The sequence below is a fragment of the Streptomyces sp. NPDC001599 genome (genome assembly GCF_042893535.1).
Lineage (GTDB): Bacteria > Actinomycetota > Actinomycetes > Streptomycetales > Streptomycetaceae > Streptomyces.
Map to the genome: position 1 here is coordinate 92131 of NZ_JBIAVA010000007.1, position 18643 is coordinate 110773.

Sequence of the window (18643 nt, forward strand, 5' to 3'; positions counted from 1 at the left end):
GGTGTCCTAGGCCGCCGAGCCGGTCGAACCGGCCGAGCCGCCGGTGGACTGGCGGCGCGGCCTGCGGCGCGGGGACTCGCCGGTGGGCCGCCCCTGGGCGGCGCGCCCCTGGCCGGCGCTGCGGGGCTGTGCGGCGCCGGTGCGGGCCTGGGTGCCGGTCCCCTGTCCGCCGCTGCGTCCCTGCGCGGAACGGCCGCGGCGGCCGCGGGACGAGGACCCCGCGCCGGCGGCGGCGCGCCGGGGGCGCTCCACGACCGGTGCGGCGATGACGACGGGGACGCCCGAGGGGGCCTGCGCACCGGTGATGCGCGCCAGCTCCGCCTCGCCCGCGCGGACCGGGGTGACCTGCGGGGTGATACCGGCCAAGGACATCAGCCGGGTCATCTCGCGCCGCTGGTCCGGCGTCACCAGGGTGACGACGCTGCCGGACTCGCCGGCCCGGGCCGTACGGCCGCCCCGGTGCAGGTAGTCCTTGTGGTCGCCGGGCGGGTCCACGTTGACGACCAGGTCGAGGTTGTCGACGTGGATGCCGCGGGCCGCGACGTTGGTCGCCACCAGGGCCGTCACCTGCCCGTCCTTGAACTGGGCGAGGGTCCGGGTGCGCTGCGGCTGGGACTTGCCGCCGTGCAGGCCGGCGGCGCGCACCCCGCTCTTGAGCAGGTGCTTCACCAGCCGGTCCACCCGGTGCTTGGTGTCCAGGAACATGATGACCCGGCCCTCGCGCGCCGCGATCTCGATGGTCGCGCGCTGCTTGTCGTCCTCGTGCACGTGCAGCACGTGGTGCTCCATCGTGGTGACGGCACCGGCCGACGGGTCGACGGAGTGGACCACCGGGTCGGTCAGGTAACGGCGGACCAGCTTGTCGACGTTGCGGTCCAGGGTGGCCGAGAACAGCATCCGCTGCCCGTCCGGCCGCACCTGGTCGAGCAGGGCGGTGACCTGCGGCATGAAGCCCATGTCGGTCATCTGGTCGGCCTCGTCCAGGACCGTGATGGTGACGTCGCCGAGGGCGCAGTCGCCGCGGTCGATGAGGTCCTTGAGCCGTCCGGGCGTGGCGACGACGACCTCCGCGCCGGAGCGCAGCGCGCCGGCCTGCCGGCCGATGGACATGCCGCCGACCACGGTGGCCGACCTGAGGCCCACGGCGCGGGCGTACGGGGTGAGCGCGTCGGTGACCTGCTGGGCCAGCTCACGGGTGGGGACGAGGACCAGGGCGAGCGGACGCCGCGGCTCGGCGCGCTTGCCGGCCGTGCGGGCCAGCAGGGCGAGCCCGAAGGCGAGCGTCTTGCCCGAACCGGTGCGGCCGCGGCCGAGCACGTCGCGTCCGGCCAGGGAGTTCGGCAGGGTCGCCGCCTGGATCGGGAACGGCACGGTCACGCCCTGGTCGCCGAGCGCGGCCAGCATGCGGGCCGGCAGGTCCAGTTCGGCGAAGGCCTCGACGGCGGGCAGCGCCGGGGTGACGGTCTTGGGCAGGGCGAACTCGCCGCCCTGGGGCGCGGCGGCCGGGCGGCGGCCGGAGTTCTGGGGGCGGCCGGCCGAACGGGAGCGACGGGGGCCGTCGCCGGCGCGCCGGCGGTCGTTGGTGCGTACGCGGTTCATGGGGAACCTTCCTTGATACGGCACGTATCAAGGGAGACCCGCAGCGGAAGAGCGGCGCAGGGAATCGCAAGAACGAGCCGGACCGGTCGATTTCGGCGTGGTGGGCCGGGCGGACCGGGAGAATTGGTGAATGCGGGGGAACGCGGAGATACGGGCAACGCGGGTAAGTCGCATGCGCGGGGGGATTTCCGTGGCCCCCGCGGGGCGCCGTGCGCCCGGAAACGCGGCGAGCTGGGGCCCGCACCCCAAGGTGCGGGCCCCAGCTGCGCGGTGTGCGTGAGCGTCAGGCCGGGGTGATGTTCTCGGCCGTCGGGCCCTTCTGGCCCTGCGCGATGTCGAAGGTCACCTTCTGACCCTCGAGCAGCTCGCGGAAGCCCTGCGCGTTGATGTTCGAGTAGTGGGCGAAGACGTCGGGGCCGCCGCCGTCCTGCTCGATGAAGCCGAAGCCCTTTTCGGCGTTGAACCACTTCACGGTGCCGGAAGCCATGTTTTCTCCTTCGGTACGGTGCTCGGAGTCCACCCTGTGTGCACTCCGGTCGCCGTGATGATCACCCCGTCGGAAAAAACCTTCAGGCAACCACAACTGCAACTTCCTCCGACAGTAGCACGCCGTGATCGACCGGGTGCCGGCGATAATCTTGGCCCGATCAGCCGCCGGGGGAATATTCCCGGGACGGCCACCGGGTTGTCCCCGCCGACCTGGCGGACCGCGCCGGTACGTGGCGCGCGAACCCCCGTACCGAGACAAAGGACACGTCCGTGCGGGCGGGGTCAACGGAGGTCGGCGAGGTCCTCGGCGGTCAGGACGATCGACCCGGCGGCGGTGTTCTCCTCCAGGTGGGCCGGGGAGCCCGTGCCGGGGATGGCCAGGGTGACGGGCGAGGAGGCGAGCAGCCAGGCCAGGGCGATCTGCGGGACCGTGGCCCCGTGCCGGTCCGCGACCTTGGCGAGCCGGTCCCCGCCGATGTCGCCCAGGCCGCCGCCCAGCGGGAAGTACGGCACGTAGGCGATGCCGGACTCCTCGCAGCGGGCCAGTACCTCCGTGTCGTCGCGCCGGTTGGTGTGGAAGTGGTTCTGGACGGCCGCGACGGGCGCGATCGTCCGCGCCTCGGCGAGGTGCCCGGCGTCCACGTGGCTGAGGCCCAGGTGCCGGATCAGGCCCTCCTCGCGCAGCGCGGCCAGCGCCTCGAAGCGGGCGGCGACGGACTCGCCGTGCGGCGGCGGCTCGATGCCGCCGATGCGGAGGTAGACCAGGTCGAGGCGGTCGACCCCGAGGCCCGCCAGGTTCTCCTCGACCAGCGCCCGCAGGGCGCCCGGATCGGTGGTCGCCTCCAGGCCGCCGCCCGGGGTGCGCAGCGGGCCGACCTTGGTGGCGATCACCAGGCCGTCCGGGTAGGGGTGCAGGGCCTCGCGGATCAGGTCGTTGGCGCGGACGGAGCCGTCGCCGCTGGCGTAGAAGGCGGCGGTGTCGATGTGGTCGACGCCGAGTTCCACGGCACGGCGCAGCACGGCGCGGCCGGTCTCCGGGTCGCGGGCCGGGCCGTGGAAGCTGTTGGTGGGCAGGCGCATGGCTCCGAAGCCGAGCCGCCCGATCGGAAGGTCGCCACCGAGGCGGAAGTCGTTGCTCATGCCCTCACCCTGCGCGGCCCGGCCCCCACCCGACGAGCCCATGGCAACTTGCTGCCAAGAGCCCGCCCGCGGCACGCCACCTCCCGCCGGGCCGCACTGACCACCGCCCGTCGGCGAGCGGACCTGCGGGAGTGCCGGAGTGTCCGGCGAGCGGCGTGGCCTCCGTCGGCGTCGGGGGGCGGGGTCCGTGCCGCCGGGTGTTGCCGGGCCCCGGCCGCCGTCGCCCGGGGTGTTGGGGCGCAGTGGCCACCGGCCGTCGGCGGGGCGGGCCTGCGGGAGTGCCGGCGAGTGGCGGAATGGGGCGCCGCCTCCGTCGGCGCCGGGGAGCCCGGGGCCCGCGACGCCGGGTGTTGCCGGGCCCTGGCCGACGTCGCCCGGGGTGGGTGAACCCGGCCAGCGGGCCGTGCCGGGCCGCCCTGGTCCGTCGCCCACGCCACCCGCCCCACCCCGGGCCCCGGCCGCCGTCGCCCGGGGTGTTGGGGCGCAGCGGCCACCGGCCGTCGGCGGCGCGGGAGTGCCGGGGTGCCGGAGTGTCCGGCGAGCGGGCCTGCGGGAGTGCCGGAGTGTCCGGCGAGCGGCGTGGCCTCCGTCGGCGTCGGGGGGGGCGGGGTCTGTGCCGCCGGGTGTTGCCGGGCCCCGGCTGCCGTCGCCCGGGAAGTCGGGGCGCGGTGGCCACCGGCCGTCGGCGGTGCGGGAGTGCCGGGGTGCCGGAGTGTCCGGCGAGCGGGCCTGCGGGAGTGCCGGAGTGTCCGGCGAGCGGCGTGGCCTCTGTCGGCGTCGGGGGGCGGGGTCCGTGCCGCCGGGTGTTGCCGGGCCCCGGCTGCCGTCGCCCGGGAAGTCGGGGCGCGGTGGCCACCGGCCGTCGGCGGCGCGGGAGTGCCGGGGTGCCGGAGTGTCCGGCGGGTGGCGTGGTGTTCGTCGGGGCGGGGAAGCCGGGGCGTCGGGGGCGCCGTGGCCCGGTCGGCGTCGGGGGCGTAGGGGTCACAATGGCCTTATGGCCCCGATGGCAGAGAGCATGACGGTGCACGGTGATACGGAGTTGCTGGCCCGGGCCGGGCATCTCTTCTCCTCGGTCCGGGAGGAGTTCGTCTGCGCCGCCCGCGACCTCGACACCTGGCCCCGCCCCGCCGCCCGGCAGGTCGCCCGGGCACGGGTGCGGGACAGCGGCGCCGCGCACGTCCGCAAGCTGCTCAGCCCGGCCGCGCTGGCCGACGAGGGCGGCCGGGCGCACCTGGCCGAGCTGGCCGCCCGGGGCGCCCGGGTGCGGATCGCCGCCGGTGCCCTGCCGCACGAGACGATCATCATCGACCGGCGCTGGGCGATCCTCGCCGGTGCGGACTCGCCCGGGGGCCGTGCGTACACCGTGACCGGTGCGCCCACCCTGGTCGGCGGCGTGCACGCCCTGTTCGAAGCCGCCTGGGAGGCGGCCACCGACCTCGCGTCCTTCCTGCGGGGCGACCAGCCGCACCTCGACGCCGGGAGCCGGACGGTGCTGCGGGCACTGGGCTCGGGTGCCACGGACGAGGCCGCCGCACGGGAGCTGGGCATGTCGCTGCGCACCTACCGGCGCCGGGTCGCCGGGCTGCTCGACGCCCTCGACGCCGGGTCGCGGTTCCAGGCGGGCGTGCGCGCGGGCGAACTGGGCCTGAGCGGCTGAGACCGAGCGGCCGACGGCACCCCGGCGGGAACGGATCGGCGGGAACGGATCGGCGTCCGGCTGCGTCGTCCCCATCCAGGGCACGGCGGCCGTGTCCCGGAGAGGGGCGGGGCAGTGGGTACGGACGGGTTCGCCAAGTGGACACGGCGGTTCGAGGACGAGCGGGAGCGCAGAGCGGCGCAGGGCGATCCGGACTGGGCGCGGGGCGCCGTACTGCCCCGGGCGGTGTGGGCGGGCATCCAGCGTTTCCAGGTCGGCGAGGACGGTGACGGCGCGAACCTCGTCTCCAAGGCCGAGGAGGCGGGCGACGCCGACTACGCGCGGGCGGTGCGGCTCTTCGTCGCCGAGGAGCAGAACCACGCCCGGCTCCTCGCCCGGCTGCTGGCCGCCGGCGGCCGGCCGACGCTGAGCGGCCACTGGAGCGACACCGTCTTCGTACGGCTGCGGCGGCTGCTGGGCCTGCGCACCGAACTGCTGGTGCTGATGATCGCCGAGGTCGTGGCGCTGCGCTACTACCGGTCCCTGCGGGACGGCACCGACGACGCGCTGACCTCGGAGGTGGCGGGCCGGATCCTGGCCGACGAGCAGCGCCACGTCCCCTTCCACTGCGAGCGGCTGCACCACTCGCTGGCCGAACTCCCCGCGGTGACGCGCCGCCCCGTGATGGCCCTGTGGCGGCTGCTCCTGCTCGCCGTCACCGTGGTCGTCGCCGCCGACCACGGCGCGGGGCTGCGCCGGCTCGGCGTCGGACGGCGCCGGTTCGCGGCCGACGTCATGGCCTCGGCCGCCGAGGTCGTCCACGCCGTACTGAACCCGCGGCCGGACGCGTGGAAGGGCGGCGCCCGTACTACTTGCTGACGGCGAAGCGCATCAGGGCGTGCTCGTCGCCCTGCTTGATCTTGCCCGTCTCGTTGACGACCTCCAGCTTCCAGGTGCCGCCGACCCGCACCGCCTTGGCCACGGCGCAGCCGTTGTCCTGGCTGAGCAGGCTGGGCCAGATGTCGGCGACCTGCTCAGCGCTGCCCCCGGTCGCGTCGTAGACCTTGAAGCTGATGTTGCGCGCCTTCTGGAAGGAGCTTCCCTTCTTGTACGCGGCGGCGACGAACACGATCGAGGTGATGACGCTCGGGAGCCGCGCGAACTCGACGGTCACCGTCTCGTCGTCGCCGTCCCCGTGGCCGGTCTGGTTGTCGCCGCTGTGCAGCAGCGAGCCGTTGCCCATCGGGTCGAGCGAGTCGAGCCCGGCGAGGCGCACCGGGTCCCCGCCCTGGAGCGCGACGGCGATCAGGTCGAGGTCGGTGCCGGTCTTGCGCCGCAGCTTGCCGAGCACTCCGCCGCTGCTGCCGGCGGTGGGGTCCCAGGAGACACCGATGGACAGATGGGTCACTCCGTCCAGGTCCGCGGGGCCGCCTTCCTTGGTGAGCGTGATCATGTGTGGGTCATCCTCCGTGGTCGTGCCTGTGCCCCAGAGTCTGCCTGGCGCCGGAACGTTTCGGCAGGGCGGGGCGACCGGTCAGTTTTCGAGAAGCACCGCGGACCCGTCCGCCCATACCGTCGACGACATGAACTCCATCGACTCCGTCACCCTCGAGGTGGCCGACACCGAGGCCGCCGCCCGCTTCTACGCCGACGCCTTCGGGCTCGACGGATCGCGGGTGCGGCTGCGCACCTCGGACGACCCCACGAGCGGGTTCCGCGGCTTCACCCTGTCACTCGTCGTGGCCCAGCCCGGCAACGTCGACGCCCTGTTCACCGCCGCCGTCGACGCCGGCGCCACCGTCCTCAAGCCCGCCGCGAAGTCCCTGTGGGGCTACGGCGGAGTCGTTCAGGCGCCGGACGGCACGGTCTGGCAGATCGCGACCTCGGCGAAGAAGGACACCGCCCCGGTCACCCGCGACGTCGACGAGATCGTGCTGCTCCTGGGCGTCGAGGACGTCAAGGCCACCAAGCGGTTCTACGTCGAGCAGGGCCTCACCGTGGGCAAGAGCTTCGGCGGGAAGTACGTCGAGTTCGCCACCGGCCCGGGCACCGTCAAGCTCTCCCTCTACAAGCGCCGGGCCCTCGCCAAGGTCGCGGGCGTCTCCGCCGACGGCACCGGCTCCCACCGTCTCGTCGTCTCCGGCGGCACCCGCCCGTTCGCCGACCCGGACGGCTTCGCCTGGCAGCCGGAGCCCAGCCACTGATGGGCTAGTTTCCTGTGCATGTCTTCACGGGAAACACCGCGAATACCCAGGGGCGGGACGCGAGCGAGACTCTGGGCCGTGGCGGGTGTGGCGACCCTCGCGTTCCTCGTCGCGCTGGAGATCGCCGCGCGCCGCTACGGCCTGCCGGGGCCGATGACCAACCAGGCCAAGGAGTTGGTGTTCGCCCCCGCCTCGGGGCCCCTGCTCTACGCCGGGCTGGCGCTGACGATGGTGGTCCTCACCTGGCGGCAGCGACTGGTCGCGGCGGCCGTCGCGGTCGGCATCGACCTCGCCGTCGCGCTGGTGCGGTGGGCGGCGGACGCCACCGCGTCCGGCAGCCACTCCTTCGGCAACGGCGCGCTGTGGGTGGTCCTGGGCTGCGGGGTCGTCGCCCTGACCCGGCGCACCGGCCCCGAACGGATCCTGTTGCTGAAGGGCGTCGGGCTCGGCCTCCTGCTGGTGGCCGGCCGCAAGACCGGCGACGCCTGGCTGCTGATCACGTCGAAGACGCGGCCCGACGTGCTCGACCCGTACGTGGCGACCGCCGACCACGCGCTGGGGAACCCGTCGTGGCTGGTGGGACGGGCCGTCGAGGCCACGGGCGCGGTCGGTGAACACGTCCTGGACTGGGTCTACGTCCAGCTCGCGGTGGCCGCGGTCGTCGTCGCGCTGTACCAGCTGCGCAAGGTGGCGGCCGAGCGCCGGTTCCCGCGCCACCACCTGGTCCGCACCTTCCTGCTGATAGGCCTGCTCGGGCCGGGCATCTACATGATCTTCCCGGTCGTCGGACCGGTCTTCGCCTACGGCACGGGCGCCTTCGGCACCGGCGGCGCGGAGTGGGCGATTGCCGACCTGTGGCCCCACACGCTCCCGCCGGTCGGCCCGCCCCACGCGTTCACGTACGACGGGGTCACCCCCCGCAACTGCATGCCCAGCCTGCACACGGCGTGGGCCACCGTGATCTTCATCCACTCCCGGAAGGGTCCGCGCGTCCTGCGCTGGGCGGGAACGTTCTGGCTGGTCGCCACGCTCACCGCGACGCTGGGCTTCGGCTACCACTACGCCATCGACCTGATCGCCGGCGTCGTGTTCGCGGTCACGGTCGAGGCGGGGCTGCGCTCCCTGGACCGCGGCTGGGACCGGTCGGGAAGCCTGCTGGTCGCCCACGGGGCGCTGGTGTTCACCGCGATCCTGGCCTCCACGCGCTACCTGTCCCTGGAGATGGCCCGGCACCCGTGGGTCTTCGGACCGCTCCTGCTGCTGGCCATGGCCTCGGTGATCCACGGCTACGTACGGACCACGAAGAGCTGGGAACCGGTGACGGCGGCGCCGCCGACGCTCCCGGAACCACGGCTCGAGGCGGCCTGAGCACCCCGGAGCCGCATGTCTGCTGAAGTGCGAGAGGCCGCAGGTCGTTGAATGCTGGGGCCCCGGGTCCGCAGGAAGCCGTGGACCGGGTGAGGCGCGGATCGCCGTGAGGTGCGGGCCGCCGTGAGGCGCGGATCGCCGTGAGGCGCGGGCCGGCCGCCCTCACGAGGATCCGTAGCTCGTCAGGGGCGGGGTGCGCAGGGCGAGGACGGCCTTGTCGTCGTGGCCGTTGCCGGGCCGGTGGGTGACCAGGGCACGGCACAGGTCCTCGGGCTCCAGCCCCACCAGCCGGGAGGCGGTGACGGCCAGGGCGTCCAGGCCCCGGTCCAGCGGCTGGCCGGGGACCTCCACGAGGCCGTCGGTGAACAGGATGACGGTGCTGTCCACCGGCAGGGGCCGGCAGTGGTCGGGCCGCGGCAGGTCGGGCGCCACCCCGAGGGGGAGTCCGGGCTCCACGTCCAGGTAGCGGACCCGCCCGTCGGGCAGCAGCACGAGCGGCGGCGGGTGCCCCGCGCTGGACCACCGAAGCTGCCACGTGCCGTCGGCGGGCTCCAGCCGCGCGAGGAGTGCCGTGGCCACCGGGGCCTCGTCCAGGGCCGCGTTCATGATCCGGTCGAGCCGGGTGAGGGAGGTGCTGGGCGAAGCGCCCGGGTCGTAGTACAGGGCGCGCAGCATGTTGCGGATCTGGGACATGTCGGCCGCGGCCCGCAGGTCGTGCCCCACGACGTCGCCGATCACCGCCGCGCAGGCCCCGCCGGGCAGCAGCATGGCGTCGTACCAGTCGCCGCCCACGGCGGCGGGCGCGCTCGCCGGGCGGTAGGCCGCGCCCGCGGTGAAGGGCCGCAGGTCGGGCAGGCGTGGCAGCAGCAGCCGCTGGAACTGCTCGCTGCTGTTCTGGACCTGCTGGTAGAGGCGGGCGTTCTCGATCGCCACGCCCGCCGTGCCGGCCAGCGCGCGGATCACGCCCTCGTCGTGCCGGTCGAAGGGCTGCCCGTCCTTGCGTTCGGAGAGGTAGAGGTTGCCGTAGATCCGGCCGCGCACACTGATCGCCACCCCGAGCAGGCTGCGCATCGGCGGGTGTCCGGGCGGGAAGCCCGCCGATTCCGGGTGCCGCGAGATGTTCTTGACCCGCAGCGGCTCGGGGTGGTGGATCAGGTGCCCCAGCAGGCCCCTGCCCCGCGGCAGCTCCACCCCCTCCAGGTCGGCCAGCTCCTGTGTGGTCAGCCCCAGCGGGATGAACTCCTCCAGGAACCTGCCCTCCTGGTCGAGGACGCCCATGGCCCCGTAGCGGGCGCCCACCAGGTCCATCGCGGTGCGCACGATGCGGCGCAGCACCGCGGGCAGCTCCAGCTCGCCGGTGATGTTCACGACCGCCTGGAGCAGCTCCTGGAGGGTCCGTTGGGCGCGGGCCAAGGCGTGCAGCTGCTCGCCGATCCGGCTCAGGTCGGAGCTGAGCGGCAGGTCGAGGAGCGAGGCGTACGGCTCGTCGGCGCCGTGGCCGGAGGCCCCTGCGGACCCCTCTGGGGTCCCCTCTGCGGAACCCTCCCCGGAACCCGCGCCGGAGGCCATGTCGGCCGAGGCCGGCTCGTCCGGCGAGCGGTGCCGTTCCTCCGCCATCACGCGTGCCTCGCCTCCCGCCGTGCGGTTCGCCTTCCGCCCACCCTCGCCCGGCGGTGCGGGGCGTGCCGTCCGTGCACAGCCGGTCGGAGTAACCCGGCACCGCCCCGGTGCGACCGGGTTCGTCCCGGCGGATTCGGCCTGGCGGGTGGCCAGGGCGCGGACGGGCGGCATGCTGATGAGGACGGGACGGGACGGGGCAGGCGCGATCCGCCGAGGGCGGGCCGACCGGGCGTAGCGCCGCGGGCTCCGCGGGCCGCAGCCCTTCGGCCAGTACCGTGCAGCCATGCCTGATCTGATCCCTTCCTCCCCCGCCGAGGCCTACGCGGCACTGCTGCAGGGCAACGCCCGTTTCGTGAGCGGTGACCGTCTGCACCCGAACCAGGACGCCGACCGCAGGTCGGAGCTGGCCCCGCGCCAGCATCCGTTCGCGGTGCTCTTCGGCTGCTCGGACTCGCGGCTGGCGGCCGAGATCATCTTCGACCGGGGGCTGGGCGACCTGTTCGTGGTGCGGACGGCCGGCCATGTGGCGGGCGCGGAGGTGCTGGGCAGCGTCGAGTACGGCGTCAAGGTGCTGGGCGCACCGCTCGTGGTGGTGCTCGGGCACGACTCCTGCGGCGCGGTCACCGCGGCCGCCGAGGCCGAGCGCGGTGGCGCGGCACCGGCCGGTTACCTCGGGGACGTGGTGGAGCGGGTGATCCCGAGCGTGCTCGCCGCGCGCGCCCTGGGGCGTACCGAGATCGACCAGTTCGTGGACGAGCACATCCGCCGCAGCGTGGACGGGCTGGTGGGGCGCTCGGCGCTGCTGGCGAACGAGGTGGCCGCCGGCCGGTGCGCGGTCGTCGGTCTGTCCTACCGGCTGGCCGGGGGAACGGTGAAGCGCGTGGCGGCCCACGGGCTCCCGGAGTAGCCACCCGACGCCTGATGCCGCCATGGCGCTCCCTGTGGTGCCATGGTGGCATCAAGCGACCTCCCGCCCGTTTTGGCAGGTCGAAGAGGTTCCTGTCTCTCCGCTCAGGGGTGGGTGCCATTCACGCTTGCGTGTGGCGCCATTGTGGTGCCATCATGGCGTCATGGACCTCACCCCGTATGTCGACACCCTCCGTCGTGAACTCGCGGTGGCCGCCGAGGCCGGTGGCGACGAAGCCCGCGAACTGGCGGAGCGGCTCCTCGCTCCGCTGGAGTCGGCGACCCGGCTGACCATGCTCAACGTGCTCTCCGCCGCCATGGACGAGATCACCCGCGACCTGGCCCCCGGTTCCGTCGACGTACGGCTGCGCGGGCTCGAGCCCGACTTCGTGGTGACGCCGCCGCCCACCGAGGGCGGTGGCACCGCGGAGCCGGCCGCGTCCGTCGAGACGCTCAAGGCACCGGCGCCCGCCGACATCGACGAGGGTGGCACCGCCCGCGTCAACCTGCGTCTGCCGGCCCACCTCAAGACGCGCGCCGAGGAGGCCGCGAGCCGCGAGGGTCTGTCCGTCAACGCCTGGCTGGTGCGGGCCGTGTCGGCAGCCGTCGACGGCGGCGGCACCGCCGCGCGTCCGCCGGAGCGGGCCCGCAACGTCGGTCAGAGCTTCACGGGCTGGGTGCGCTAGGACGGGCCCCGCCCCGCCCCTCGCGCTCGCACCCGCGCTAGGACCCGAGAGAAACGCAGCACAGCGCTCACACCACGTCCCACCAGCGGGGACACCCCAAGGACTCACGAGGACGGTACAGCCATGCCTTCTTTCGACACTCCCCGACCGATCGCGGTGACCGCCCACGTGGGCGCCGGTTCCATCCGGTTCACCGCGGGCGACCGGCTCGACACGGTCGTCGAGGTGCGGCCCGGCGACCCGAAGCGGGACAGGGACGTACGGGCCGCCGAGCAGACCGAGGTCTCGTACGCGAGCGGCGTCCTGACGATCAGCACGAAGGAACGCCGCTTCATCGGACCCTCCGGCGGTGTCGACGTGACGGTGGAGCTGCCCACGGGCTCACGCGTCGACATGGAGGGTTCCTGGACCCAGGTCCTCGGCGAGGGCCGGCTCGGCGAGGTCCGGGTGAAGACCCCGGGCGGTGATGTCCGCCTGGACACGACGGGGCCGCTCCAGCTCACCGCCTCCCACGGCTCGGTCACCGTGGACCGGGTCGAGGGTTCGGCCGAGATCACCACCAGCTCCGGCAGCGTCCGCGTCGGCGTGATCGACGGCCCGGCCGTACTGAAGAACTCGCACGGCTCCACGACCGTGGGCGCCGCCCTCGGCGACCTGCGGGTGAAGAACGCCAACGGTGACATCAACGTCGCCCACGCCGAGGCCTCGCTCACCGCGACCACCGCCCACGGCACCCTGCGGATCGACGAGGTGGTCCGCGGCGAGATCCGGCTGGAGACCTCCTACGGCGCCATCGAGGTCGGCGTCCGCGAGGGCACGGCCGCCTGGCTCGACGTCCGTTCGAGCGGCGGGCAGGTGCGCAACACCCTCACCGCGTCCGACGGCCCCGCCGAGACCGAGGAGACCGTCAAGGTCCACGCCCGCACCCGGTACGGCAACATCGACGTCCGCCGCGCCAAGGCCTGAGCGCCGCGCCCGTCCCCTTCCCCCACCCACCCATCCCCCGTCATCCCCTGTCATCCCCTCGAACGGGAGGGCTCCATGCCTTCGTCTGTCATGCCCACGACCACTGCGGGAGCCGGTCCGCAGACACCCGCCGCCGTTTCCGCCGTGGGGCTGCGCAAGTCCTACGGCGACAAGACCGTCCTCGACGGCATCGACCTGCGCATCCCGGCCGGTTCCGTGTTCGCGCTGCTCGGCCCGAACGGCGCGGGCAAGACCACCGCCGTCAAGATCCTCTCCACCCTCGTCCCGGCCGACGGCGGGCAGGCCCAGGTGGCGGGCCACGACCTCGCCGCCGACCCGCAGGCCGTGCGCCGCGCGATCGGCGTCACCGGCCAGTTCTCCGCCGTGGACGGCCTGATCACCGGCGAGGAGAACATGCTCCTCATGGCGGACCTGCACCTGCTCCCCCGGCGCGAGGGCCGGCGGGTCGCCGCGGACCTGCTGGCGCGCTTCGACCTCACCGAGGCCGCGCACAAGCCCGCCTCCACCTACTCCGGCGGCATGAAACGCCGCCTCGACATCGCCATGACCCTGGTCGGCAACCCGCGGATCATCTTCCTCGACGAACCCACCACCGGCCTCGACCCCCGCTCCCGCCACAACATGTGGCAGATCATCCGCGAACTCGTCACCGACGGCGTCACCGTCCTCCTCACCACCCAGTACCTGGACGAGGCCGACGAACTCGCCGACCGCATCGCCGTACTCAACAACGGAAAGATCGCCGCCGAGGGCACCGCCGAGGAACTCAAACGGATCGTCCCCGGCGGACACGTCCGGCTCCGCTTCACCGACCCCACCGCCCACCGCGAGGCCACCGCCGCCCTGCCCGACAGCACCGGCGACGACGACACCCTCACCCTCCAGATCCCCAGCGACGGCAGCCAGCGCGACCTACGCACCATCCTCGACCGCCTCGACCAGGCGGGCATCGAGGCCGACGAACTCACCGTCCACACCCCCGACCTCGACGACGTCTTCTTCGCCCTCACCGCCACCGCCACCGTCCCCGCCCAGACCGACCAGCTGAAGGAGACCGTCCGATGAGCACCCTCTCCCTCGCCGCGCGCAACTCCTCCACGATGCTGCGCCGCAACCTCCTGCACGCCCGCCGCTACCCGTCCCTCACCCTGAACCTGCTGCTCACGCCGGTCATGCTGCTGCTGCTCTTCGTCTACGTCTTCGGCGACGCGATGAGCGCCGGCATCGGCGGCGGCGCCGACCGGTCCGCGTATGTCTCCTATCTCGTGCCGGGCCTGGTGCTGATGACCATCGGGTCCACCACGGTCGGTACCGCGGTCTCCGTCTCCAACGACATGACCGAGGGCATCGTCGCCCGCTTCCGCACCATGCCCATCCACCGCGGCTCGGTGATCACCGGGCATGTCATCGGCAGCGTGCTGCAGTCGGTGATCAGTGTGGTCCTCGTCGGCGCCGTCGGCGCGGCCATCGGCTTCCGCTCCACCGACGCCACCGCCCTGGAGTGGCTCGCGGCCTTCGCGCTGGTCGCCCTGTTCGCCACCGCGCTGACCTGGATCGCCGTCGGCATGGGCCTGATCAGCCCGAACGCCGAGGCCGCCAGCAACAACGCGCTGCCGCTGATCTTCCTCCCGCTGATCTCCAGCACCTTCGTCCCCATCGACTCGATGCCGGGCTGGTTCCAGCCGATCGCCGAGTACCAGCCCTTCACACCCGCCATCGAGACCCTGCGCGGCCTGCTCCTCGGCACCGAGATCGGGCACAACGGATGGCTCGCCCTCGTCTGGTGCCTCGCCCTCACCGTGCTCGGCTACGTCTGGGCGAAGTCGGTCTTCAACCGCGACGCGAAGTAGCGCGACCCCGCGGCGGCGCCACCCGGCATCTCGTCGGGTGGCGCCGTATGTCGTCAGAGAGGTGTCAAAGGCGTTCGCGCCGCCGTATGGAAGCCATCAACGGCGGCCGAAAACGGTCGGAAGGGGGCTCTCATCTCGTTGTCAGCTTCTTTTCCGAACCTCACTAGGAGCCAGCGATGGCCGACGTGGCCTTCGTCGTCACCATGATCGCGGTGTTCGCGTTCGTGGCCCTTGTCGCCAAGGGGGTGACGAAGCTGTGACCGCGGAGAACGTCGTCGGCCTGATCGTGGCCGTCGCCCTGCTCGGTTACCTCGTCCTCGCCCTGATCCACCCGGAGAGGTTCTGAGCACCGCATGAGCCCTGTCCTCGCCGGCGTGCTCCAGCTGCTCGCGCTCATGGCCGCGCTGGCGCTCGCCTACGTCCCCCTCGGAAACCACCTGGCCAGGGTCTACTCCTCGCCCAAGCACCTGCGGGTCGAGAAGTGGATCTACAAGGGCATCGGTGCGGACCCGGACACGGAGATGCGCTGGCCCGCGTACCTGCGCGGCGTCCTCGCCTTCTCCCTCGCCGGGGTCCTTTTCCTCTACCTGCTCCAGCGGTTGCAGGGCGTGCTGCCCGGTTCGCTCGGCTTCGCCTCCATCGACCCGGACCAGGCGTTCAACACCGCCGCGTCCTTCGTCGCCAACACCAACTGGCAGTCGTACTACGGCGAGCAGGCCATGGGCCACGTCGTGCAGACCGCCGGTCTGGCCGTGCAGAACTTCGTCTCGGCGGCCGTCGGCATCGCCGTCGCCGTCGCTCTCGTACGCGGCTTCGCGCGGTCCCGCACCGGTGAACTGGGCAACTTCTGGGCCGACCTGGTCCGCGGGGTCGTCCGCGTCCTGGTGCCGATCGCCGCGGTCGGCGCGGTGATCCTGGTGGCCTGCGGGGTCATCCAGAACTTCTCGGGCATCCACGAGGTCGGCCAGTTCCTGGGCGCTCCGCAGCAGTGGAACGGGGGCGCGGTCGCCTCGCAGGAGGTCATCAAGGAGCTGGGCACCAACGGCGGCGGCTACTTCAACGCCAACTCCGCCCACCCCTTCGAGAACCCGACGCCGTTCACCAACCTGTTCGAGATCTTCCTGATCCTGCTGATCCCGGTCGCGCTGACCCGGACCTTCGGCGTGATGACCGGCTCGGTGCGCCAGGGCTACGCGATCCTCGGCACGATGGCCACCATCTGGGTCGGCTTCGTCGCCCTGATGATGTGGACCGAGTTCGCCCACCACGGCCCCGCGTTGCAGGCGGCAGGCGGGGCGATGGAGGGCAAGGAGCTGCGTTTCGGGATCGGCGGCTCGTCGCTCTTCGCGGTGACCACCACCCTGACCTCGACCGGCGCGGTGGACTCCTTCCACTCATCCTTCACCGGACTCGGCGGCGGCATCACCATGCTCGGCATGATGCTGGGCGAGATCGCGCCCGGCGGGGTCGGGTCCGGGCTCTACGGCATGCTGGTCATGGCGGTTATCGCGGTGTTCATCGCGGGGCTCATGGTCGGGCGTACGCCCGAGTACCTGGGCAAGAAGATCGGTACCCGCGAGATCAAGTTCGCCGCCTGCTACATCCTGATCACCCCGGCCCTGGTCCTGGTGTTCACGGCCGCGGCGATGGCCCTGCCCACCCCGGGCGACTCGATGACCAACAGCGGGGCGCACGGCTTCTCCGAGATCCTCTACGCCTACACCTCCGCCTCGAACAACAACGGCTCGGCCTTCGCGGGCCTGAACGCCGACACCCAATGGTTCAACAGCACCCTCGGCCTCGCCATGCTGCTGGGCCGGTTCCTGCCGATGGTGTTCGTCCTGGCCCTCGCGGGCTCGCTGGCCCGGCAGCAGCCGGTACCGGCCACCACGGGAACGCTGCGCACCGAGAAACCGCTCTTCGCCGGCCTGCTGGTCGGCGCCGTCCTGGTCATCACCGGTCTGACCTACTTCCCGGCCCTCGCCCTGGGCCCGCTCGCCGAAGGGCTGGCGGCATGAACACCGACACGCAGCGGACCGACCCGCGGAACCAAGGGGACTCCATGTCCACAGCCACTGAGACCCGGGCGCCGCACAGCGACGCACCCTCCGGGCACCAGCCCGGTCAGGGCCGCGTCGGCGCGGGCCTCTTCGACCCGAAGCAGCTGGTCACGTCGCTGCCCGACGCCTTCCGCAAGCTCGATCCGCGGGTGATGGCGAAGTCGCCCGTCATGTTCGTCGTCCTCGTCGGCTCCGTGCTGACCACGGCCTTCTCCTGCACGGACCCCGGCGACTGGTTCGGCTGGACGATCAGCGCCTGGCTCTGGCTGACCGTGCTCTTCGCCAACCTGGCGGAGGCGGTCGCCGAGGGCCGCGGCAAGGCCCAGGCCGACACCCTGCGCAAGGCCAGGACCGACACCGTCGCCCGCCGGGTCGACGGCACCACGGTCCCCGGCACCGGGCTCACGGTCGGCGACCTGGTCGTCTGCGAGGCCGGGGACGTCATCCCCGGCGACGGCGACGTCGTCGAGGGCGTCGCCTCGGTCGACGAGTCGGCGATCACCGGCGAGTCGGCGCCCGTCATCCGCGAGTCCGGCGGCGACCGGTCCGCGGTCACCGGCGGGACCAAGGTGCTCTCCGACCGCATCGTCGTCAGGATCACCACGAAGCCGGGCGAGACCTTCATCGACCGGATGATCAACCTGGTCGAGGGAGCGGCCCGGCAGAAGACGCCGAACGAGATCGCGCTGAACATCCTGCTGGCCTCGCTGACCGTCGTCTTCCTGCTGGCCTGCGCCACCCTGCCGCCGTTCGCCGACTACGCGGGCACCCACCTGGACATGATCGTGCTGGTGGCCCTGCTGGTCTGCCTCATCCCGACCACGATCGGCGCCCTGCTCTCCGCGATCGGCATCGCGGGCATGGACCGCCTGGTGCAGCGCAACGTGCTGGCGATGTCGGGCCGCGCGGTCGAGGCCGCCGGTGACGTCTCCACGCTGCTCCTCGACAAGACCGGCACCATCACGCTGGGCAACCGGCAGGCGGCCGGGTTCGTGCCGGTCCGCGGTGTGACGGAGGCCGAACTCGCCGACGCCGCCCAGCTCTCCTCGCTCGCCGACGAGACACCCGAGGGCCGCTCCGTCGTCGTCCTCGCCAAGGAGAAGTACGGCCTGCGCGAGCGGCAGCAGGGCGAGCCGGCCGGCGCCGAGTGGATCGGGTTCACCGCCCAGACCCGCATGTCCGGCGTGGACGTGGACGGCCGCAGGGTGCGCAAGGGCGCGGCAGGTTCGGTCGCCGCCTGGGTCCGGGAGCGGGGCGGCACGGTCACCGAGGACGCGGACACCGCCACCGCCCGCATCTCCGAGGCGGGTGGTACGCCGCTGCTGGTGGCCGTGGAGGACGACCGCGGCGCGCGCGTCCTCGGGGTGATCCACCTCAAGGACGTCGTCAAGGACGGCATGCGGGAACGGTTCGACGAGCTGCGCCGCATGGGCATCAAGACCGTCATGATCACGGGCGACAACCCGCTGACCGCCAAGGCGATCGCGGACGAGGCCGGCGTCGACGACTTCCTCGCCGAGGCCACGCCCGAGGACAAGATGGCCCTCATCAAGCGCGAGCAGGCCGGCGGCAAGCTGGTCGCGATGACCGGCGACGGCACCAACGACGCCCCCGCGCTGGCCCAGGCGGACGTCGGTGTGGCGATGAACACCGGCACGTCGGCCGCCAAGGAGGCCGGCAACATGGTCGACCTCGACTCCAACCCCACCAAGCTGATCGAGATCGTCGGGATCGGCAAGCAGCTCCTGATCACCCGCGGCGCCCTGACGACGTTCTCCATCGCCAACGACGTCGCCAAGTACTTCGCGATCATCCCGGCGCTCTTCGCGGCCGTCTACCCGGGCCTGGACAAGCTCAACATCATGGGCCTGTCCTCCCCGGACTCCGCGATCCTGTCCGCGGTGATCTTCAACGCGCTGATCATCGTCGTGCTGGTGCCGCTCGCGCTGAAGGGCGTGCGCTACCGGCCCATGAGCGCCGACCGGATGCTGCGCCGCAACCTCGCCGTCTACGGACTGGGCGGGCTGATCGCCCCGTTCATCGGCATCAAGATCGTCGACCTGATCGTCTCGCTCACTCCCGGAATCGGCTGACCGAC

Annotated in this window: 17 protein-coding genes; 12 read left to right on the forward strand and 5 right to left on the reverse strand. The window is 72.9% G+C overall.

Going from position 1 to position 18643, the window contains the following annotated elements:
* Positions 1 to 6: 6 nt before the first annotated feature.
* The 3 genes from ACFYZ3_RS19280 to ACFYZ3_RS19290 form a co-directional block, all read right to left on the reverse strand.
* Positions 7 to 1599 carry a DEAD/DEAH box helicase gene (locus tag ACFYZ3_RS19280; RefSeq protein WP_388518965.1) on the reverse strand — a complete coding sequence of 531 codons (1593 nt, stop codon included), beginning with the start codon at positions 1597 to 1599 and terminating at the stop codon, positions 7 to 9.
* Positions 1600 to 1882: 283 nt separating this feature from the next.
* Positions 1883 to 2086 carry a cold-shock protein gene (locus tag ACFYZ3_RS19285; RefSeq protein WP_003975209.1) on the reverse strand — a complete coding sequence of 68 codons (204 nt, stop codon included), beginning with the start codon at positions 2084 to 2086 and terminating at the stop codon, positions 1883 to 1885.
* Positions 2087 to 2370: 284 nt separating this feature from the next.
* On the reverse strand, positions 2371 to 3228 hold the full coding sequence (locus tag ACFYZ3_RS19290) for an aldo/keto reductase (protein ID WP_388518969.1): 858 nt from the start codon (positions 3226 to 3228) through the stop codon (positions 2371 to 2373).
* 1003 nt (positions 3229 to 4231) lie between these two features.
* On the opposite strand from ACFYZ3_RS19290, the gene ACFYZ3_RS19295 reads away from it, so the two are divergent.
* The gene (locus tag ACFYZ3_RS19295; RefSeq protein ID WP_388519602.1) at positions 4232 to 4885 is read left to right on the forward strand and encodes a DNA-binding response regulator; all 654 of its coding nucleotides are present in this window, start codon (positions 4232 to 4234) and stop codon (positions 4883 to 4885) included.
* A 114-nt stretch (positions 4886 to 4999) separates the two neighbouring features.
* Positions 5000 to 5743 carry a ferritin-like domain-containing protein gene (locus ACFYZ3_RS19300; protein WP_388518971.1) on the forward strand — a complete coding sequence of 248 codons (744 nt, stop codon included), beginning with the start codon at positions 5000 to 5002 and terminating at the stop codon, positions 5741 to 5743.
* Here ACFYZ3_RS19300 and ACFYZ3_RS19305 read toward each other — a convergent pair.
* The gene (locus tag ACFYZ3_RS19305; RefSeq protein ID WP_356862233.1) at positions 5733 to 6317 is read right to left on the reverse strand and encodes a TerD family protein; all 585 of its coding nucleotides are present in this window, start codon (positions 6315 to 6317) and stop codon (positions 5733 to 5735) included. The genes ACFYZ3_RS19300 and ACFYZ3_RS19305 overlap by 11 nt on opposite strands.
* Positions 6318 to 6447: 130 nt before the next feature.
* Between ACFYZ3_RS19305 and ACFYZ3_RS19310 the strand changes: the two genes are divergently transcribed.
* Positions 6448 to 7068 carry a glyoxalase gene (locus ACFYZ3_RS19310; protein WP_388518974.1) on the forward strand — a complete coding sequence of 207 codons (621 nt, stop codon included), beginning with the start codon at positions 6448 to 6450 and terminating at the stop codon, positions 7066 to 7068.
* 78 nt (positions 7069 to 7146) lie between these two features.
* Positions 7147 to 8436 (forward strand): phosphatase PAP2 family protein, encoded by a 1290-nt coding sequence (locus ACFYZ3_RS19315; protein ID WP_388518977.1) that lies wholly within the window; start codon positions 7147 to 7149, stop codon positions 8434 to 8436.
* A gap of 162 nt (positions 8437 to 8598) precedes the next feature.
* Here the strand turns inward: ACFYZ3_RS19315 and ACFYZ3_RS19320 are convergent, their stop codons facing one another.
* Positions 8599 to 10005 carry a GAF domain-containing SpoIIE family protein phosphatase gene (locus tag ACFYZ3_RS19320; protein WP_388519605.1) on the reverse strand — a complete coding sequence of 469 codons (1407 nt, stop codon included), beginning with the start codon at positions 10003 to 10005 and terminating at the stop codon, positions 8599 to 8601.
* Between the two features lie 334 nt (positions 10006 to 10339).
* On the opposite strand from ACFYZ3_RS19320, the gene ACFYZ3_RS19325 reads away from it, so the two are divergent.
* The 8 genes from ACFYZ3_RS19325 to kdpB all read left to right on the forward strand — a co-directional run bounded on the left by ACFYZ3_RS19325 (position 10340) and on the right by kdpB (position 18638).
* Positions 10340 to 10963, forward strand: coding sequence for a carbonic anhydrase (locus tag ACFYZ3_RS19325; protein WP_361014199.1), 624 nt, complete (start codon positions 10340 to 10342; stop codon positions 10961 to 10963).
* Between the two features lie 163 nt (positions 10964 to 11126).
* Positions 11127 to 11648, forward strand: a complete 522-nt coding sequence (locus tag ACFYZ3_RS19330) for a hypothetical protein (RefSeq protein ID WP_388518980.1) — start codon at positions 11127 to 11129, stop codon at positions 11646 to 11648.
* Positions 11649 to 11771: 123 nt separating this feature from the next.
* The gene (locus tag ACFYZ3_RS19335; RefSeq protein ID WP_388518983.1) at positions 11772 to 12614 is read left to right on the forward strand and encodes a DUF4097 domain-containing protein; all 843 of its coding nucleotides are present in this window, start codon (positions 11772 to 11774) and stop codon (positions 12612 to 12614) included.
* 90 nt (positions 12615 to 12704) lie between these two features.
* Positions 12705 to 13700, forward strand: coding sequence for an ATP-binding cassette domain-containing protein (locus ACFYZ3_RS19340; protein WP_388518985.1), 996 nt, complete (start codon positions 12705 to 12707; stop codon positions 13698 to 13700).
* Positions 13697 to 14485, forward strand: a complete 789-nt coding sequence (locus ACFYZ3_RS19345; protein WP_388518988.1) for an ABC transporter permease — start codon at positions 13697 to 13699, stop codon at positions 14483 to 14485. Before ACFYZ3_RS19340 ends, ACFYZ3_RS19345 begins: the two co-directional genes overlap by 4 nt.
* Before the next feature lie 256 nt (positions 14486 to 14741).
* Positions 14742 to 14831 (forward strand): K(+)-transporting ATPase subunit F, encoded by a 90-nt coding sequence (kdpF, locus tag ACFYZ3_RS19350; protein ID WP_007451765.1) that lies wholly within the window; start codon positions 14742 to 14744, stop codon positions 14829 to 14831.
* Between the two features lie 7 nt (positions 14832 to 14838).
* Complete coding sequence (kdpA, locus tag ACFYZ3_RS19355; RefSeq protein ID WP_388518991.1) at positions 14839 to 16503, forward strand: potassium-transporting ATPase subunit KdpA; 1665 nt, start codon at positions 14839 to 14841, stop codon at positions 16501 to 16503.
* Positions 16500 to 18638 carry a potassium-transporting ATPase subunit KdpB gene (kdpB, locus tag ACFYZ3_RS19360; RefSeq protein ID WP_388518994.1) on the forward strand — a complete coding sequence of 713 codons (2139 nt, stop codon included), beginning with the start codon at positions 16500 to 16502 and terminating at the stop codon, positions 18636 to 18638. Before kdpA ends, kdpB begins: the two co-directional genes overlap by 4 nt.
* Positions 18639 to 18643 lie beyond the last annotated feature (5 nt).

Coding starts and splice junctions, on each gene's coding strand:
- ACFYZ3_RS19280 (WP_388518965.1), bottom strand. CDS start 1,599: ATGAACCGCGTACGCACCAACGACCGCCGGCGCGCCGGCGACGGCCCC.
- ACFYZ3_RS19285 (WP_003975209.1), bottom strand. CDS start 2,086: ATGGCTTCCGGCACCGTGAAGTGGTTCAACGCCGAAAAGGGCTTCGGC.
- ACFYZ3_RS19290 (WP_388518969.1), bottom strand. CDS start 3,228: ATGAGCAACGACTTCCGCCTCGGTGGCGACCTTCCGATCGGGCGGCTC.
- ACFYZ3_RS19295 (WP_388519602.1), top strand. CDS start 4,232: ATGGCAGAGAGCATGACGGTGCACGGTGATACGGAGTTGCTGGCCCGG.
- ACFYZ3_RS19305 (WP_356862233.1), bottom strand. CDS start 6,317: ATGATCACGCTCACCAAGGAAGGCGGCCCCGCGGACCTGGACGGAGTG.
- ACFYZ3_RS19310 (WP_388518974.1), top strand. CDS start 6,448: ATGAACTCCATCGACTCCGTCACCCTCGAGGTGGCCGACACCGAGGCC.
- ACFYZ3_RS19320 (WP_388519605.1), bottom strand. CDS start 10,005: ATGGCCTCCGGCGCGGGTTCCGGGGAGGGTTCCGCAGAGGGGACCCCA.
- ACFYZ3_RS19325 (WP_361014199.1), top strand. CDS start 10,340: ATGCCTGATCTGATCCCTTCCTCCCCCGCCGAGGCCTACGCGGCACTG.
- ACFYZ3_RS19330 (WP_388518980.1), top strand. CDS start 11,127: ATGGACCTCACCCCGTATGTCGACACCCTCCGTCGTGAACTCGCGGTG.
- ACFYZ3_RS19335 (WP_388518983.1), top strand. CDS start 11,772: ATGCCTTCTTTCGACACTCCCCGACCGATCGCGGTGACCGCCCACGTG.
- ACFYZ3_RS19340 (WP_388518985.1), top strand. CDS start 12,705: ATGCCCACGACCACTGCGGGAGCCGGTCCGCAGACACCCGCCGCCGTT.
- ACFYZ3_RS19345 (WP_388518988.1), top strand. CDS start 13,697: ATGAGCACCCTCTCCCTCGCCGCGCGCAACTCCTCCACGATGCTGCGC.
- kdpA (WP_388518991.1), top strand. CDS start 14,839: ATGAGCCCTGTCCTCGCCGGCGTGCTCCAGCTGCTCGCGCTCATGGCC.
- kdpB (WP_388518994.1), top strand. CDS start 16,500: ATGAACACCGACACGCAGCGGACCGACCCGCGGAACCAAGGGGACTCC.